This window comes from Chishuiella changwenlii (assembly GCF_900142565.1).
Lineage (GTDB): Bacteria > Bacteroidota > Bacteroidia > Flavobacteriales > Weeksellaceae > Empedobacter > Empedobacter changwenlii.
The window spans coordinates 173,572-190,176 of record NZ_FRBH01000003.1 but is presented as its reverse complement, the minus strand read 5'-3'; the positions used below and the strand labels follow the sequence as shown (position 1 = coordinate 190,176).

The window sequence follows — 16,605 nt, the reverse complement described above, 5'->3', positions numbered from 1 at the left end:
AGGTCATAATTTCGTATATATTTTCTTTTTTATAATAAAGAAATTGAGATTTAAAGTTTGGTTTTGTCTTAATTTTTATTCAAAAATTAAGACGTAAGGTTTAGTTAATATGGTAGAAAAAGAGCGTTTTTTAGACGCTCTTTTTTTCATACATTTACATTGAATTATACAAGAATGAATCAATACAACTCGATTGAGGAAAAATTAAATCAAGATTTTTCTCTCCTAAAATCAAAAAAAAATAAATTAAGTAACATTAGATTTTCTTTATTTTTTGTTTCCCTTATCTTATTTCTAATTTATGTAACAACTAGCAACAATTTATTTCTAGGTTTAGCAATAATTCTGTTTGTTATTTTCTTATTTTTCGTTGTTAAAGCATCAAAAGTTAGTACGCAATTAACATATATTACTCAGGCATTAGAAATTATTCGTGAAATAAAATCAATAACTAAGGTTGATTCTTTCCCAGAAGACAATGCAGATTTTAATAATGTATACAACAAAGATTTAGATATTCTCGAAGGAAATTCAATATTTAATCGTCTTAATAAAACACAAACACGTATTGGAAGTTTACAACTAAAACATTTTCTTTCTAATCTTGTTCTTAATGAAGAAGAAATTTTAGAAAGACAAAAAGCATTCTCCGAAATAGGAAAAAAACATGAATGGATTGTTAAGTTTTTAACCTTTACAAAACGATTAAACATGAATCAAGCTTCTGTTTTCATTTTCGAGAATAGAGTTTTCCATCAACAAAATGTAAAATATATACCAATTGTTATTTCTGTTATCAATGTACTAACGTTTATCCATTTAGCAATAATTGGTTTTCCTAAAGAAATTGTTTTTTATTGGATTCTTGGTGCTGTAGCAATCTCTTTTGTAATAAATCTTATATATAAAAATAAGCTGAGAAAAGTAGCTGCTTATACCAATTTAAAAGCTGATGAATTGGTAAATCTTCACGAAGTTTTCTCGCATATCGAACAAGAAAATTTCGAAGAAAAAATTAATAAAGAAGCGCAACATATTTTTCAAAAACCACAATCTTCATCAGCATTAATAAAAGTTATTTCAGCTAGCAAAGAAACTTTAGATGCTTCAAATTTTCCTCTTGTTGGTTTTATTCTTAATACATTCTTTCTTTGGCGCTTGTATTACTCAATTCAATTTGAAAATGACATTCAAAAAACCGTTACATATATCAAGCCTTGGTTAGATGAATTGGCAAAAATAGAGGCTTTTGTTTCATTTGCTATTTTTAATGATTTGCATCAAAATTTTACTTTTCCAACAATTGTAAATCAACCCAATCAATTAGAAATCTCTAATGCTTTTCACCCATTATTAGATGAAAACATTGCTGTAAAAAATAGTTTCGAAACCAATAGACTAAATAATATAGCAATTATTACGGGAGCAAATATGGCTGGAAAAAGTACATTTTTACGAACTGTGGGTTGTAATTTAGTTTTAGCAATGAATGGCGCAAAAGTGAGTGCAGAAAAAATGATATTTTGCCCAATGGATTTGTTTACAAGTATTAGAACTGTAGATAATCTATCGTCTGGTGATTCTTATTTTAAGAATGAAATAAACAAACTTAAAATCTTAATTGATCGATTAGAAAACAATCAGCCTCAGTTTATTATTTTAGATGAAATACTAAAAGGAACAAACTCTGAGGACAAGTTAATTGGTTCTCAAAAATTCTTAGAAAAGCTAATTAAATTTCCTACTCATTTAACTGGTTTTATTGCGACACACGATTTAGAGTTAACTAAAATGGAAGAAGATTTCCCAGAACATATTATTAATTATTCTTTCGAATTAAAAAATGAAAACAACAATTACTATTCGGATTATAAATTGAGAAAAGGAACTACAAAAATGATGAATGCTATTTTCTTGATGAAACAGTTTAAGATTATAGATTAATCATACTCCAAATAAAAAATAAAACCCAACAGATTTCACTTACTGTTGGGTTTTATTTTTGATATTTTTTAGAAGTTATTTCATCTTATTTAGCAGGCATTTCCTTTGCTGCTTCATATAAGATAGAATCTCTTTGCTCTTGCGTTAAATCATATTTATAATTAAAGATGGCAGATTCCCAATCTCCATAACCAACATTTGGTAATACGATGAAACGTTTCCCGAAATCAGCTTTCAAAGTTTCAACAGCATCTGCTCTCTCCTTTTCTGATTTATGATTGTCAAATAAAGAAGAAAAATCCGTTAAACTATCTCCTAAAAGTAAAACGATATCGTAATCTTTCGCGACGTTTTGGCGACGAGCTTCTTTACTACTTTCTTTACTTCTTAAAATTAAGTTATTTGCGCTTTGCACAGGATATTTATACTTCTCTAAATTAGCTAATGTCCCTGGTCTTTCTACTTCGTAACGATTTGTAATATAAAAAATTTGCACACCTTTACTTGCTGCATAGTTAAAGAAATCTAACGAACCAGCTAATGGTGTTGCAACTCCTTTAGATGTCCAATTTGCCCAAGAATCTTGTGACCAAGTTTTTCCTTGTTTGGCCATTTCTACAGCATAATAAGAATTATCTAAAAATGTTTCATCTATATCTGTTACAATAGCCAAAGGTTTTGCTCCTTTTTTAGCTATCGCCTCATCTAAACGTAACTTGGCAATATTGTAAGCTTGTTGACTTAATGCTTGATATTCTGCTGCACGTTGTTGGTAAAATGCTGCATAAATTTTTCCATCAACCTGTAAACTATGATAATTATTTTTTGTTTGTTGCTGCTCTGTCGCTACTTTAGGTGTTTGACATGCTGTAAATCCTAAAAGGATAGCACTTCCTAGCATCAATTGTAATTGTTTCATAAAATATAAATTCTAGAGCAAAATTAAACAATTATTAAGCAAATAAAAAAACACAGAAACTGCAATTCTACAATTTCTGTGTTAATTAAAGTAAGTATTAAAGTAAATGAGTTGAGATTCTATTTCTTAATTAATTTAGTTTGGATTTTTTGTCCGTCTTTTAATATCACTTCTACTAAATAAACTCCTTTATTTAATGATTGAATATTAATTTGAGATGCATCTGCTCTCGAGAATACTTGCTGTCCAGCTAAATTGTAAACATTAACTTTTACAACCGATTGGTTGGCTTTAATATTTACCACATCACTTGTTGGATTTGGATAAATAGAAATATTTTTCTTTGTAACATCATTCGTAGATAAGCTAGAATAAACTTGTTCTTCCGAACTTAAAGAGTGTACAGCTGAAGCGTCTATTGCTTTTACTGACCAGTAAAAAGTTGATGGCATATTTTCTTTATTTAAAAACCAATTTTTGGTTGTTACAACGTATTTTGCGATATCTGCTTTTCCTGAAGCAGAACCTACAGATAGTTCATATTGTAGTGCATTATTTGGTGTTTTATCGTCCGATGCTCCGTCCCAAGAAAAAGTTATTTTATCGTCAGAAACTTGAGTATCAAAAATTGTTGGCGCATTTGGAGCTTCATTTTTTACAGTTGTTAAGTTTCTGTACAATGAAGTTTTTGGATCATAATTTTCATCCGCACTAACTAAAATTAAATCTAAGTTGTTATCGTTATCATAATCGAATAATCGTAAACTAGCAGATATTACATAATTTGCTAAACCAGAGTTTTCATCCAAATTAAATGTATCAGTAGATGGATCGTATAAAAATACTTTTGATGATGGTGAACCTGTTTCATCCTCTCCTACCATTACAAAATCGTAATAACCATCGTTATTTATATCTCCTTTATCAATTGATTTTACAGAGCTAAAATTCTGCACACCTTGTAACAAGTCATGTGTAATAAAATTTCCTGCACCATCATTTTCTAAATATAAAGTTGTTGGAGCATCTTCTACACTTTTTCCGATACCTGTTACAACAAGGTCCTGAAAACCATCTGCATTAAAATCGGCAGAAACCATAGAACCATATAACATTCCATATAATTCTTGACTTTGTACTAAATTTCCATTTTGATTTGTGTAAACTTTGAAAAATGCACCGTAATCTGTTTCGGTTTCATTTTCTCCATTTAAACCAAAAATAGCAACATCAAGTAATCCATCATTATTAAAATCAGCAATTACAAAATCTCCATTTTGGCTTCCTCCAACTAACTCTGAAGAAGTTAATTTAGCACCTTCGTTTTTATATAAATCTAAAACAGTTCGTCCTTGTTCTCCGTGTGCAGCGTTATCTGCACCGTTAAGAAATAAATCTAACTTACCATCATGATCTAAATCTCCTTCACCTAAACTAGCGTAAATTTTTCCAATGTTACTCGTATTATCTAATTCATAATTAGAGCCATTAAATTTAAATTGATGTGTTTTATAAGCCGTAATATTCTCACGATTCTGACCTGTCATTACAATATCCAACGTATTATCATTTCTAAGGTTTACAAATCGTAAATCTCCAAGATATGTACCTTGTTGCAATCCTTGATAAAATTGAAAAACACCGTTATTGTTTTTATATATATCACATTGCGTATTGCTTAAAAAATCGTCTCCACAAATTAATAAATCTTGGAAACCGTCTGCATCAAAATCTCCAACACTTAAAGAAGCATAACCATAATTTGAAATATCAGTTTGCACTTCTTGAAAAATCTGAGCATTAAGCGATACCGTTATTAAAACGAAAGGGATAAATATTCTTTTCATTATTTTTATTTAGTCTAAATTATTATTGCAAATATTTGACAATAATTTTTAAATAAAATAATTTTCTATAATGATATATGTCTTGTTTACTTCAAAACATATTATAAACAAAAAAAGGATTGAAAAAAAAATTTCAATCCTCTAACCATTTTTGATTAAACAAATAATCCCTACTATTAATTCTCTTTCCACTCTAGGAAATAACTTCCTGTTGCAGCTTGCTGATTCCAAATAATTTGATATTCACCTGATTTTGAAAAATCAACTGTAAAAACCTCTTCCTTAGAATCGTTTAAATTACGTTCAAACAAAACGTTTTCATTTTTATCTATAATCTTAAAATTCAAATCTCCTTTTAGTTTAATAACAGAACGAAACTCTACCGACGTTTTCTTTTTTACATCTAACTTTACATAAGTTGTACCCGTAGATTTTTCAAATTTTGCTTTTGTAGAATTAGAATTGTTAGAATTAGACCATTTCTCATCAGAAAAACCTTCAACAAAATAAGTTCCTTGTACTTTTATATTCGGATTTTCTGCTTTTGTATAATGAGCATTTGGATCTATGTCTGCATTTACACGAACAGAAATACACGATTGTAGTGTAAATATTGCGATAATTAAAACTGCTATTTTCTTCATATTAGTATCTTTTATAGTTTATAGATGCAAAAGATAGAAAAAGGTTACAAAAAATCTTTTTAAAGAGAAATCAACTCAAAGATTCGATGTAAATTGCAGAAAATTGTAAAAATGGATTCGAAAATTATTTCGTTTTTAACACAACATTATTCTCAAGAAGTGGCAGATTCAGTTCAATTATTATCTGGTGGTGGTTCTTCTCGAAAATACTATCGATTTTTTGATCAAAATCACTCTTATATTCTTGCTGAAAGTAGTAATATAGAAGAGAATAAAACATTCTTTTATTATACAGATATCTTGAATAAAATTTTACCAAACATTCCGAAAATTTGGCAAATAAGCGACGATTTCACTTTATATACACAAACAGATTTAGGTGATAAAACATTAATGAATGTTTTAGAAAATGATTTTGAAGAAGCAAAGAAATATTATTTCGACAGCATTAAATTATTAGTAAAAGCGCAAATAGAAGCAGGAAAAGAAATTGACTTCAATCAAGCATTTTCTTATCCAAAATTAGATAAAACATTAATTCTAAGAGATTTATTTCAGTTTAAATTTTACTTTCTTAATGTTATAGGAATCGATTTTAATCAAGGTAAATTAATTAAAGATTTTGATTTATTTGCCTCACAATTCGATCAACTTTCACCAAAAGGTTTTGTTTTTAGAGATTTCCAGTCAAGAAATATCATGGTTAAAAACAATGAACCTTATTTCATTGATTATCAAGGAGGTTTATATGGTCCAATTTTCTACGATTTGGTTTCATTAATTTGGCAAGCAAAAGCTAATTTATCAACTGAATTTAAAAATGATTTGTATAATTTTTACCTTCAAGAATTGCAGGAATTAGACAATACAATTGTTCCAATAGATTGTAAAGTATCTTATGAATATTGTGTTGTCGCAAGACTAATACAAGTATTAGGAGCTTATGGTTTGCGAGGAATTATTGAAAGAAAGCCACATTTTATTGAGAGTATTTCTTTTGGTTTAGAGAATTTAAAAGCAATCGTAGATTATCCTATTTTACAAAATTACCCAGAATTAAAACACATTATAACAGTTTTAATTCAACCAGAAACTATAGAAAAAATAAATAATAAAATAAATGGCTAAATTAAACATTAACGTACGCAGTTTTTCATATAAAAAAGGAATTCCAACAGATCCTACAGGAAACGGAGGAGGATTTGTATTTGATTGTAGAGGAATTTTAAATCCTGGTCGAAAAGAAGAATTTAAAACACAAACTGGTAGAGACGAAGCAGTTATTAAATACCTAGAAACGGAAACTAAAATTGCTCTTTTTTTAGAAGGTGTTTTTCAAGTAATTGATATTTCTATCGAAGATTATATTCAACGTGGATTCGAGAATTTAGAAATTAATTTTGGATGTACTGGAGGACAACATCGTTCTGTTTATTCTGCTGATACAACTGCAAAATACATAGAAAATAAATTTCCAGAAGTACAAGTTACCGTACAGCATGTTGTACAAGAAGAAAAAAATTGGATTAACGAAGCATACTAATTAATGAAAGCAATGCTTTTTGCTGCCGGTTTAGGCACAAGATTAAAACCATTTACAGAAAATCATCCCAAAGCGTTAGCTCCTGTTAATGGAAAACCTTTGTTACAACGTAATATTGAGTATTTAAAATCTTATGGTATTACAGAAATTGTTGTAAATGTTTTCCATTTTGCAGATCAAATTATTGATTTCTTACAAGAGAATAATAATTTCGGAATCACCATTCATATTTCTGATGAACGCCCAGAAGTTCTTGAAACTGGAGGTGGATTGGTAAATGCTCAACACTTTTTTGATGATGATTTTTTAGTAATGAATGTTGATATTTTGACAGATTTAAATTTATCTCATTTCATTAAAGCTCATCAAGAAGAAAATGCAATTGTTTCGTTGGCGGTTTCTGATAGAAACTCTTCTCGTAAATTGTTGTTTGATGAAAAAAATCAATTAAAAGGTTGGAGAAATTTATCTTCTAATGAAGAGATTTTAGCAACAGATAATACCGAGAATTTAAAAGAATTGGCTTTTTCTGGTATTCATCTTATACAACCAAAATTGTTTGAATCTATTCATTTCCAAGGAAAATTTTCTATTATGAAAGTTTACATGGAATTAATGAAAGTTGATACTATTTTAGGCTTTGATCATTCGGGAGGAGTCTTAATTGATGTGGGTCGACCATCTAGTGTTTTAGAAGCAGAAGAAATTTTTAAATAATAAAAAACGCTCAATTCATTGAATTGAGCGTTTTTTATTATTTTATTTTTACAACAATCAACTACTCTATCAATATATCTATTTAAAAACTAAACGTTTATATTGCTTTGTTTTATTAAAAACAAGTTATTTTTGCTCAAATTTTTAAATGAAAATATTATTCTATACTATCATTATTGCTTCATTAGTAAGTTGTGGAGCATCAATTAAAACTAATTTTTCTGAAATAAAACCATCTATTTCTAGAGAACAATCATTTGCTTTTTTAGCTGAAAAACATAAAGTTCCAGCTGGATCTGTTAAAATTGGATCTTCACAAGTAAAAGATTCAGGTTTTTCTACAGATTGTAGTTATAATTCTAATTTAGAAAAGCTTAGAAAAATTGCTCGTGATAATGGTGCAAATATTATTAAAGTAGTTAACTCTAAAGGAGCTGATCTATGGAGCACTTGTACTAGAATGGATATTGATTACTATTACTATGATGGAGATATAAAATCTCTTCAGCAGTATAGACTTACACTTGATTAGAATATTTTACTAAAACTACCTATATGAAAAAATCATTTATGATCCTATTCACTGGATCATTATTAGCCTTTACAAGTTGCGCTACAATTGTATCTGGCTCAAAGCAAACTGTAAATTTTAAAAGTACACCATCACAAGCGACTGTTTACATTAACGAAATTGAAATTGGAACTACTCCAATAGAAAAAAAGTTAGAACGTAAAAAGAATTATGATGTAATGATTAAGTTAGATGGCTATAAAACTTACGAAACTAAAATATCAAGAAAATTTAATGCTTGGTATATTGGAAATATTCTTTTTGGAGGTGTCATCGGTTTAATTGTAGATCCAGTTACTGGAGCTTTGTATAAGTTAACACCAGATCAAATTCAAGCTGAATTACATGAAGGTACGGCTTTCAAAACAAAAGGAGATGATGTTTTTATTGCTGTAAAATTAGAAATTGATCCATCTTGGGAAAAAGTAGGACAGTTATCAAATTAAAATTTTTAGCCTCTATTTTCAGAGGCTTTTATTTTTAAAAATCGAATTTACCATCAACATAAAACCACTTCTCTCCTTCTTTTTTAAAGGTTGATAATTCTTCATGCTCATACACATCGCCCAAAGAATCTTGGTAAAATGCTTTAAAATGAACAAAATTATCCCATGCTTTTACAACATCCAATTTTAACCATTTATTTGACTTTGCCCAATGCTCTATTTCTTTTTTAGAATGATAAGGGCGTTGGCTAACGTGTGTTGTTTCTACTAAATAATCAACCAAATGAAGAGCGAATGCAGTATAACGAGAACGCATTAATTCTTCTGGAAATAATGGTAAAGCTTTATTTAAATGATAAGGTTCACAACAATCTTTGTATTTCTTTTGTGAACAACAAGGACAATTCATCGGATAATTTATTTTCTACAAAGATACAATGTTAAAACTGCTTAAACATTCATCAAAATTAAAAACATAAGTCTTTTTCATTTTAGAAAGTTTTTCTACTTTTAAAATAAAATATCTCTAATGAATGAATCATTTATTATCAACGGAAGCTCTATCAGCAACATTTCAGATTTTTACAATGAAATAAATCGTTTATTAATGAAAAACGAAGATTGGCAATTAGGTGAAAGTCTTGATGCTTTAGATGATGCACTTTATGGAGGTTATGGTGAGTTAATAGGCATCGATTCTCCACATTTTATTTGGTTAGATTCAGAGAAAAGTAGAACTGTTTTAGGAATTGATGCTACAAGAGCTTATTATTTGAATAAAATAAATCAGCCTGAGTACTTTAATGTTAAATTGTTCCAAGAAAAATTAAAAAATTTAGAAGAAGGAACAGGAGAAACTTACTTTGAAATATTGCTTGATGTTTTTAAATCACATGAAAATATTACGTTAGTACTTCGTTAAATATGCGTTAATAGTGATAAACGTATCCCTAATTAAGCTTATTTTTACTTTATAAAACATCAATATGAAAAAGATAAGTTTTGCAATTGGAATAATGCTTTTGCTTGGAGCAACAGCTTGTTCAACAAATAAAACAAACAATAGTCAACAAACAGAAATGAAAACTGCTGCAAGTAAATTAGTATCTAGTTTAAAAGCTACACAAGAAAGTTATTCTTTGAATGATACTATTTCTTTAGAGTTTACTGTAACAAATCCTACTAAGGAAATAATTCGTTTTACACAGTACCACACTCCTTTTGAAGGAATGATGAGTAAATTTCTAGATGTAACAGATAGCAATGGAAATGAAATGAATTACATTGGTGCAATGGCAAAACGTATGATGCCACCACCAGAAAGTTCTTACCATACTTTACAACCAGGAGAAAGCAAAAGTGTAAAATTCTCGTTGAAAAAAGGTTACGAAATTGTGAAACCAGGTGTATATAAAATAAATTACAATCAAGTTTCTATAAACGAAATTAAAGGAAGTAAGACATTAAAAATAACTGTTACAGAATAGTAAAGTTGTTTAATATTTAATGATAATATTATTATGTAGCACAATTTTCTGTCAGTTCGAGTGATTTTTTGAAATGAAATGAAAAAAAATTGTATCGAGAACTTAGACAAGAAAATTAATAAACTGTCTAAGTTCTCGATACAAAATTCTAAACGAATTTCACTCGAACTGACAGTTTCTAGCATAAGGTGTCATAGAAATCAGGATGATATATTAGACTGGTAAACTAGACTAATAAATAGTTTAAAAACACCTCGTGTTATGTTGAAAATTCAACACAATTTTCTGTCAGTTCGAGTGATTTTTTGAAATGAAAATGAAGAAAAATTTTATCGAGAACTTAGATAAGAAAATTAATAAACTGTCTAAGTTCTCGATACAAAATTCTAAACGAATTTCACTCGAACTGACATTTTCTATTATAACGTGTTTATGAAACGACATTTCGATTTAGCTCAGGATGCCATTTCGTATGAATAAAAATTAGATAACTTCAAATAATAAAAAAACCGATTTCTTTGAAATCGGTTTTTTTATTATTTATCTTTATGGTAATGATAATGGTCTTGAATAATAATTTGTATAAAATCAATATTACCTAAGCCATCACTTTTCACATCCATAATTTCTTCTAATTTTCTAGTTAATTTTTGTAAAATATCATAATTATTACGATCTAATGCAATCGTAAAATTCTCTTTTACAATGTTTATATCTCTATCCGAAAGTCTATAAACTTCTGGAAAACGAATGGTATAAGTTTCTGATAATTCTGAAAAAATAGTCTGAGATAAATCTAATCTTGGCTTTAAGTCTATTAAACATGTATTGGCTACAATATCACCTAAACGTTGATGATTTTTACTTGCAATAGCTACAACTAAAGCTATTAAACCAGAAAACATATATAGCTCTACAATTCCAATTACCCAACGTAAAAAGTAATCAAAATTATTTGCTCTGTTACCATCCATTCTAATTACTCTAATTTTAAACAACCACTTTCCAATGGTTTGCCCTTTCATTACTATTTCTAAAATCAAAGGATAAAGTAAAAATATAAAACCAATCAAACTGTAAATCCCCATTACAAACCAACCGTCTTGTTTATTAATTGCACCATACGAGAAATATAAAAGCGCAAAGATTAGAATTACTCTTATAATTAAATCTATAATAAAAGCAAGCATACGTTTTCCAAAAGGAGCAATATTGTATGCAATTTGAACATTTTGTGGTGTATTGACTAAAAGTTTATTCATATATTTGGACTACTAACAACTACTCTACAATGAGAGAAGCGCATTTTATTGATAAAAATAAGGCGAAATGGTCGGAGATTGAATATAATTTGAAAAATAAAATTAATGTTCATCCTGATACATTGGCCAAAAACTATATCGAAATTACGAATGATTTGGCATTTGCTCAAACATATTATTCAAAAAGTAAAACAAAAGACTATTTAAATGAGCTTGCTTTGTTTGCTCATCAATCAATTTATAAAGATCAACGTTCTTCAACTAATCAATTAATTGAATTTTTTAAGAATGATGTTCCCAATACTGTTTATCAAAATCATAGAATGTTTTTATATGCATTTCTAATTTTTAGTTTTGCTGTACTAATTGGAATTTTATCTTCTCATTTCGATGCAGATTTTACGCGTCTTATAATGGGAAATGATTATGTAGAACAAACTTTAGTTAACATAAAAAAGGGAGATCCTGCTGCAATTTATAAATCAGGAAGCCAAACAGGTTCCACGTTAGCCATTACAATCAACAATATAAAAGTTGCCTTTTATGCATTTGCAATGGGCTTATTATTTAGTGTTGGTTCTGGTTACATCTTATTTTCTAATGGAGTTATGTTAGGTGCTTTTCATTATATTTTCTTTAAAGAAGGTGTTTTAGGAAAGGCAATGACAGCAATTTGGATGCATGGAACAATAGAAATTTCCGTTATTATAATTGCTGGTGCTTGTGGCTTAATGTTAGGAAATGGGTTTTTATTTCCTAAAACTTTATCTCGAAGAAAGTCGCTTGTAAAAAAAGCAAAAGAAGCAGTTATGATTCTTTTAAGTACCGTTCCATTGTTTATGGTTGCTGGATTTATAGAAGGATTTGTTACTCGATTATACGATGTAAATCTTTACTTCAGTTTAGCTGTAATTTTTCTGTCTCTAATTTTAATTGTTTGGTATTATATTATTTATCCAATTAGAAAAAATAGAGTATCATCTTTTTCGTTTCATCAAACTTATACAACAAATGAAACAACATAGACTACTTTTTTCTTTTCTATTTTTTACGAATCAATGTCTGCTTTTCGCTCAAGCTAAAACAGAAGAATTTAATCAGTTTAAAGAGAAATATTCTTCTAATAAGTTTGATTATACAGAAAAACCTCCAAAAGAAGTTGAACCAGGTTTCTTTATGAAGATTCTTCAAGTTATATTCCAAGTTCTCGCTAGTTTACCATGGACATTTATTTTTTATGCTGTTATTGGTTTACTCTTAATTATGATTGCTTACAGTATTTACAAAAATGGAAGCTTTCTAAAATCCAATGCAAAGAAAATATATAGCGATAGCGATTTTGATTATATCGAAGAAAATTTAGCTTATATAGATTTAAATCATCTAATTAATAAAGCTGAGAATGAAGGGAATTTCCCTTTAGCAATTCGTTATTTGCATTACCAAAGTTTGCAGATATTAAACGAAAAAGGATTAATTGAATGGGACCCGAAGAAAACAAATCAACAATTAATTAATCAGATAGAAGACGAAAATAATCGAATTACATTCCGTCAAAACACAAAAATATTCAACCAAGTTTGGTTTGGTGAATTTGAAATTGATGCAGAAAAATATCAGACTTTTAAGGGAATGTTTAATCAATTTAATCAAAACTTAAGATAATGAAAAAGAAGTTTTTAATTGTTTTAGGTGTTGTTACTTTAATTGGGCTTACTTTATTTGCTTTTTCTAAATTAACTTTGAATTTACCCAAATCTTGGGATGTAAATTTATTACAAGAAAATACAGATCCTTATGGTTTGTATGTTGCGCATAAGGAAGTTGGTAATTTATCTGGCGGAAAATTAAAAGAAGTAGATAAACTCTCTGATTTAAATATTCCTGCTAAGGATGCTAAAAATTATGTGGTGATTGCCATAGGTTCTGACATTCTTTTTGATTCAATTGCAAAAGATCATTTAAGTAATTTAGCTAAGAACGGAGGAGTTGTTTTCTTAGCCGATTATTACGATAATTTTGGTTCTGATGATACTAAGAAATCTAACATAGACACCGTTAATGTAAAAGAAGAAGAAGATAATATCCTATATACTGAAACAGCTAGCATTAAAAATGATTTTGAATTGGCAACGAAAGACAAATTTAAAATCAAAAAGAAGAAAGAATTTGAACATCATTATTTTAGCGATTTAAAGGACGATGATATAGAAGTTATTGGTACAATTACACATGGGAATAAAACTTATCCCAATTACATTAAAATTGGTATAGAAGATTCTAAAGGATATTATTTATATCACGCAGAACCTATTTATTTTTCTAATTATTATCTCTTAAATGAAGACAGTTACTTCTATGCAAAATCTGTTTTAAAACAATTTAAAGGGAAAAACATTTTGTGGTATAATCCGAACAAAACATATTCTGGTGCAAAAAATACATCTACGATGCGCTTCATTATGTCTCAACCTGCATTAAAAACAGCTTGGATAATCTTACTTGTAATGTTGTTTCTTTTCTTATTATTTAGAAGTAAGCGAGAGCAAAGAATTATTCCAATTCTTGAGAAAGAAGAAAATCATACAGTAGAATTTGCCAAAACAATTTCTTCTCTTTATCAAGAAAGTGGTGAAATAAAAGATATTGTAGAGAAGAAAATTGATTATTTCTTATATAGATTGAGAAAGAATTTTAGAATAGAAACCTCAGATCTTACCAATAAACTATTTATTGAAGTTGTTGCTCACAAAGCGAATATAACCGAAGAAGAAGCATTCAAAAATTTCCAATTCATAAAAAGCATTCAAAATAAAAATAAACCTAATGCACATGATTTAAAACAAGTGCATGAAATTATTGAAAACTATAAACTAAAAGCAAACATCTAATGAGCTACGAACAGACATATCAACCATTCGAAAATAGAATTGATTTTACAGATGTACAAGAAAAAATGTATGCTGTAAAAAATGAGTTAAAAAAAGTTATTGTTGGACAAGATGATGTTATCGATCAATTAATCTTAGCATTATTATCTGACGGACATTCTCTTATAGAAGGTTTACCAGGAGTTGCCAAAACAATGATGGCAAAATTATTAGCAAAAACTATTGATTCTGATTTTAGTAGAATTCAGTTTACACCAGATTTAATGCCATCGGATGTAATTGGAACATCTATTTTAAATTCAAAAATTAATGAGTTTGAGTTTAAAAAAGGTCCAATTTTCGCCAACATTGTTCTTATTGATGAAATTAATCGTTCGCCAGCAAAAACACAAGCTGCTTTATTTGAGTGTATGTCGGAAAGACAAGTTACTGTAGATGGAACTACTTATCCATTACAACCACCGTTTTTAGTTTTTGCAACACAAAATCCTATAGAGCAAGAAGGAACTTATCGTTTACCAGAAGCGCAATTAGACCGTTTTATGTTTAAAATTATTGTTCAATATCCTTCTTTAGAAAATGAAATTGAACTTTTAAAAGAACAACACGAACGTAAAGATCTTGACAAAGAAACATTGGTAGAAAGTGTGATTAATGGTACAGAAATTACAGCATTTCAACACCGTGTAAAATCTATTTATATTCACGAGTCTTTAATTAATTATATTGCAACAATTGTTCATCAAACACGTATTGACCAATCTTTATACATGGGTGCATCACCTAGAGCTTCAATAGCAATTTTAGATGCCTCAAAATCTAATGCTGCAATTAATGGTAGAGACTTTGTTATTCCAGAAGATATTAAACAAGTTGCTTATGCAATTTTAGGACATCGTGTGGTGTTAATTCCAGAAAAGGAAATGGAAGGTTTCTCAACTCATCACATTATTCAGCAAATTATTGATCGTGTAGAAATTCCTCGTTAATGAAATTTTTCAGAAGTATTTTTCTTACAGATAGACTGTTCTACGCAGGTTTTTTAGTTGCATTTTGTTTTGTGATTGGATTTTTCCTATCACCATTTCTCATTGTGGCTAAAATTCTTTTATTTGCATTATGTATTTCGGTTATACTGGACTCTTTTTTAATTTTTTTAACCAAAATTTCAATTGATGTTACACGAAATTATCCAGAACGTTTTTCTAATGGAGACGATAATGAATTAGAACTTTTAGTAACTAATCATTATCAATTTCCTATTTATGTAAGAATTATTGAGGAGTTGCCTATTCAATTTCAAATTAGAAATTTGCAATTCTTTAAACATTTCAAACAAAATCAATCAACCAAATTTGGTTATAAATTACGTCCTACAGATCGTGGTTCTTATCAGTTTGGGATTATAAATATTTATATTTCTGTTTTTGGATTAATTGAAAAAAGAATTAAAACAAACGAGCCTTTGACAATAGCTTCCTACCCTTCTTATTTACAATTAAAACAATTCCAATTGTATTCAACTGCTCAGCATCATAATCAGTTTGGAATGAAACGTATTCGAAAAATTGGTACCAATACCGAATTCGAAAATATAAAAAATTATACCATTGGCGATGAATATCGTTTAATTAACTGGAAAGCGACAGCAAAAGCAAGTCGATTAATGGTAAATCAATATCAAGAAGAAAAATCGCAACCCGTTTATTCTATTATTGATGTTGGACGAACAATGCGAATGCCTTTTGATGGTTTAAAATTATTAGACTATGCGATAAACTCTAGTTTAGTAATTGCAAATATTTCTTTACAAAAGAACGAAAAAGCAGGTTTAATCACGTTTAATAAGAACATACAAGATTTTGTAGTTGCTGATAGAAAAAATCATCAAATGCAATTAATTTTAGAAAAATTGTACAATGTTGAAACGAATTTTTTAGAAACTGATTTTGGGCAATTGTATGTTTATCTGAAACGTAAATTAACACAACGTTCTTTATTATTTATTTACACAAATTTTGAAACGATTGATGGTTTAGAAAGACAATTACCTTATCTAAAATTGATTAAAAAATCGCACGTTGTTGTATTAATTTCTTTCAAAAATTCTGAATTAAAAACGCTAACAACACAAAAAGCAACTTCTACAACGGATATCTATAACCAGACAATTGCAGAAAAATTTAGCTATGATAAAGAATTAATTATTCAGAGATTACATCAAATAGGAATTTTAACAATTTATTGCGAGCCAAAAGATTTATCTATAAACTTAATTAATAAATACTTAGAAATAAAAGCAAGAGGACTATTTTAATTTTTTTAGTGAAGCAT

18 protein-coding genes are annotated in these 16,605 nt (G+C 28.5%); 13 read left to right on the top strand and 5 right to left on the bottom strand.

Annotation, left to right across the window (positions count from 1 at the left end; genetic code table 11):
• Positions 1-174: 174 nt before the first annotated feature.
• Positions 175-1,944 carry a MutS-related protein gene (locus tag BUA86_RS04190; RefSeq protein WP_072930139.1) on the top strand — a complete coding sequence of 590 codons (1,770 nt, stop codon included), beginning with the start codon at positions 175-177 and terminating at the stop codon, positions 1,942-1,944.
• Positions 1,945-2,029: 85 nt separating this feature from the next.
• On the opposite strand, the gene BUA86_RS04185 is transcribed toward BUA86_RS04190, so the two are convergent.
• The 3 genes from BUA86_RS04185 to BUA86_RS04175 form a co-directional block, all read right to left on the bottom strand.
• Positions 2,030-2,863, bottom strand: coding sequence for a 5'-nucleotidase, lipoprotein e(P4) family (locus tag BUA86_RS04185; RefSeq protein WP_072930138.1), 834 nt, complete (start codon positions 2,861-2,863; stop codon positions 2,030-2,032).
• Positions 2,864-2,982: 119 nt separating this feature from the next.
• Positions 2,983-4,710 carry a T9SS type A sorting domain-containing protein gene (locus BUA86_RS04180; RefSeq protein ID WP_072930136.1) on the bottom strand — a complete coding sequence of 576 codons (1,728 nt, stop codon included), beginning with the start codon at positions 4,708-4,710 and terminating at the stop codon, positions 2,983-2,985.
• 176 nt (positions 4,711-4,886) lie between these two features.
• On the bottom strand, positions 4,887-5,354 hold the full coding sequence (locus tag BUA86_RS04175) for a hypothetical protein (protein ID WP_072930134.1): 468 nt from the start codon (positions 5,352-5,354) through the stop codon (positions 4,887-4,889).
• Between the two features lie 111 nt (positions 5,355-5,465).
• Here BUA86_RS04175 and BUA86_RS04170 point away from each other — a divergent pair, with 111 nt between their 5' ends.
• From BUA86_RS04170 to BUA86_RS04150, 5 genes are all read left to right on the top strand, one after another.
• Positions 5,466-6,482 (top strand): aminoglycoside phosphotransferase family protein, encoded by a 1,017-nt coding sequence (locus BUA86_RS04170; protein ID WP_072930132.1) that lies wholly within the window; start codon positions 5,466-5,468, stop codon positions 6,480-6,482.
• Positions 6,475-6,897, top strand: a complete 423-nt coding sequence (locus BUA86_RS04165; RefSeq protein ID WP_072930130.1) for a RapZ C-terminal domain-containing protein — start codon at positions 6,475-6,477, stop codon at positions 6,895-6,897. Before BUA86_RS04170 ends, BUA86_RS04165 begins: the two co-directional genes overlap by 8 nt.
• A 3-nt stretch (positions 6,898-6,900) precedes the next feature.
• On the top strand, positions 6,901-7,614 hold the full coding sequence (locus BUA86_RS04160; protein WP_072930128.1) for a nucleotidyltransferase family protein: 714 nt from the start codon (positions 6,901-6,903) through the stop codon (positions 7,612-7,614).
• A 148-nt stretch (positions 7,615-7,762) separates the two neighbouring features.
• Entirely contained in the window at positions 7,763-8,146 is a 384-nt protein-coding gene (locus BUA86_RS04155) for a hypothetical protein (protein ID WP_072930126.1), read from the top strand.
• A 23-nt stretch (positions 8,147-8,169) separates the two neighbouring features.
• Entirely contained in the window at positions 8,170-8,631 is a 462-nt protein-coding gene (locus tag BUA86_RS04150) for a PEGA domain-containing protein (protein WP_072930124.1), read from the top strand.
• Positions 8,632-8,665: 34 nt separating this feature from the next.
• On the opposite strand, the gene BUA86_RS04145 is transcribed toward BUA86_RS04150, so the two are convergent.
• Positions 8,666-9,040: a YchJ family protein gene (locus BUA86_RS04145; protein ID WP_072930122.1), complete on the bottom strand. Its 375-nt coding sequence runs from the start codon at positions 9,038-9,040 to the stop codon at positions 8,666-8,668.
• A 120-nt stretch (positions 9,041-9,160) separates the two neighbouring features.
• Here BUA86_RS04145 and BUA86_RS04140 point away from each other — a divergent pair, with 120 nt between their 5' ends.
• Together BUA86_RS04140 and BUA86_RS04135 are read left to right on the top strand one after the other, a co-directional pair.
• Positions 9,161-9,553 carry a barstar family protein gene (locus tag BUA86_RS04140; RefSeq protein WP_072930121.1) on the top strand — a complete coding sequence of 131 codons (393 nt, stop codon included), beginning with the start codon at positions 9,161-9,163 and terminating at the stop codon, positions 9,551-9,553.
• 64 nt (positions 9,554-9,617) lie between these two features.
• The gene (locus tag BUA86_RS04135) at positions 9,618-10,118 is read left to right on the top strand and encodes a hypothetical protein (RefSeq protein WP_072930119.1); all 501 of its coding nucleotides are present in this window, start codon (positions 9,618-9,620) and stop codon (positions 10,116-10,118) included.
• Positions 10,119-10,654: 536 nt separating this feature from the next.
• Here the strand turns inward: BUA86_RS04135 and BUA86_RS04130 are convergent.
• On the bottom strand, positions 10,655-11,380 hold the full coding sequence (locus BUA86_RS04130) for an RDD family protein (protein ID WP_072930117.1): 726 nt from the start codon (positions 11,378-11,380) through the stop codon (positions 10,655-10,657).
• A gap of 29 nt (positions 11,381-11,409) precedes the next feature.
• Here BUA86_RS04130 and BUA86_RS04125 point away from each other — a divergent pair, with 29 nt between their 5' ends.
• From BUA86_RS04125 to BUA86_RS04105, 5 genes are read left to right on the top strand one after another with little or no spacing between them, the layout of a single operon-like run.
• Positions 11,410-12,405 (top strand): stage II sporulation protein M, encoded by a 996-nt coding sequence (locus tag BUA86_RS04125; RefSeq protein ID WP_072930115.1) that lies wholly within the window; start codon positions 11,410-11,412, stop codon positions 12,403-12,405.
• A complete protein-coding gene (locus BUA86_RS04120; protein ID WP_072930113.1) occupies positions 12,392-13,045 on the top strand; it encodes a hypothetical protein in 654 nt (217 codons plus the stop codon). Before BUA86_RS04125 ends, BUA86_RS04120 begins: the two co-directional genes overlap by 14 nt.
• On the top strand, positions 13,045-14,271 hold the full coding sequence (locus BUA86_RS04115; protein WP_072930111.1) for a hypothetical protein: 1,227 nt from the start codon (positions 13,045-13,047) through the stop codon (positions 14,269-14,271). The genes BUA86_RS04120 and BUA86_RS04115 overlap by 1 nt, the downstream gene beginning before the upstream one ends.
• Positions 14,271-15,260, top strand: a complete 990-nt coding sequence (locus BUA86_RS04110; protein ID WP_072930109.1) for an AAA family ATPase — start codon at positions 14,271-14,273, stop codon at positions 15,258-15,260. The genes BUA86_RS04115 and BUA86_RS04110 overlap by 1 nt, the downstream gene beginning before the upstream one ends.
• Entirely contained in the window at positions 15,260-16,588 is a 1,329-nt protein-coding gene (locus tag BUA86_RS04105) for a DUF58 domain-containing protein (RefSeq protein WP_072930108.1), read from the top strand. Before BUA86_RS04110 ends, BUA86_RS04105 begins: the two co-directional genes overlap by 1 nt.
• Positions 16,589-16,605 lie beyond the last annotated feature (17 nt).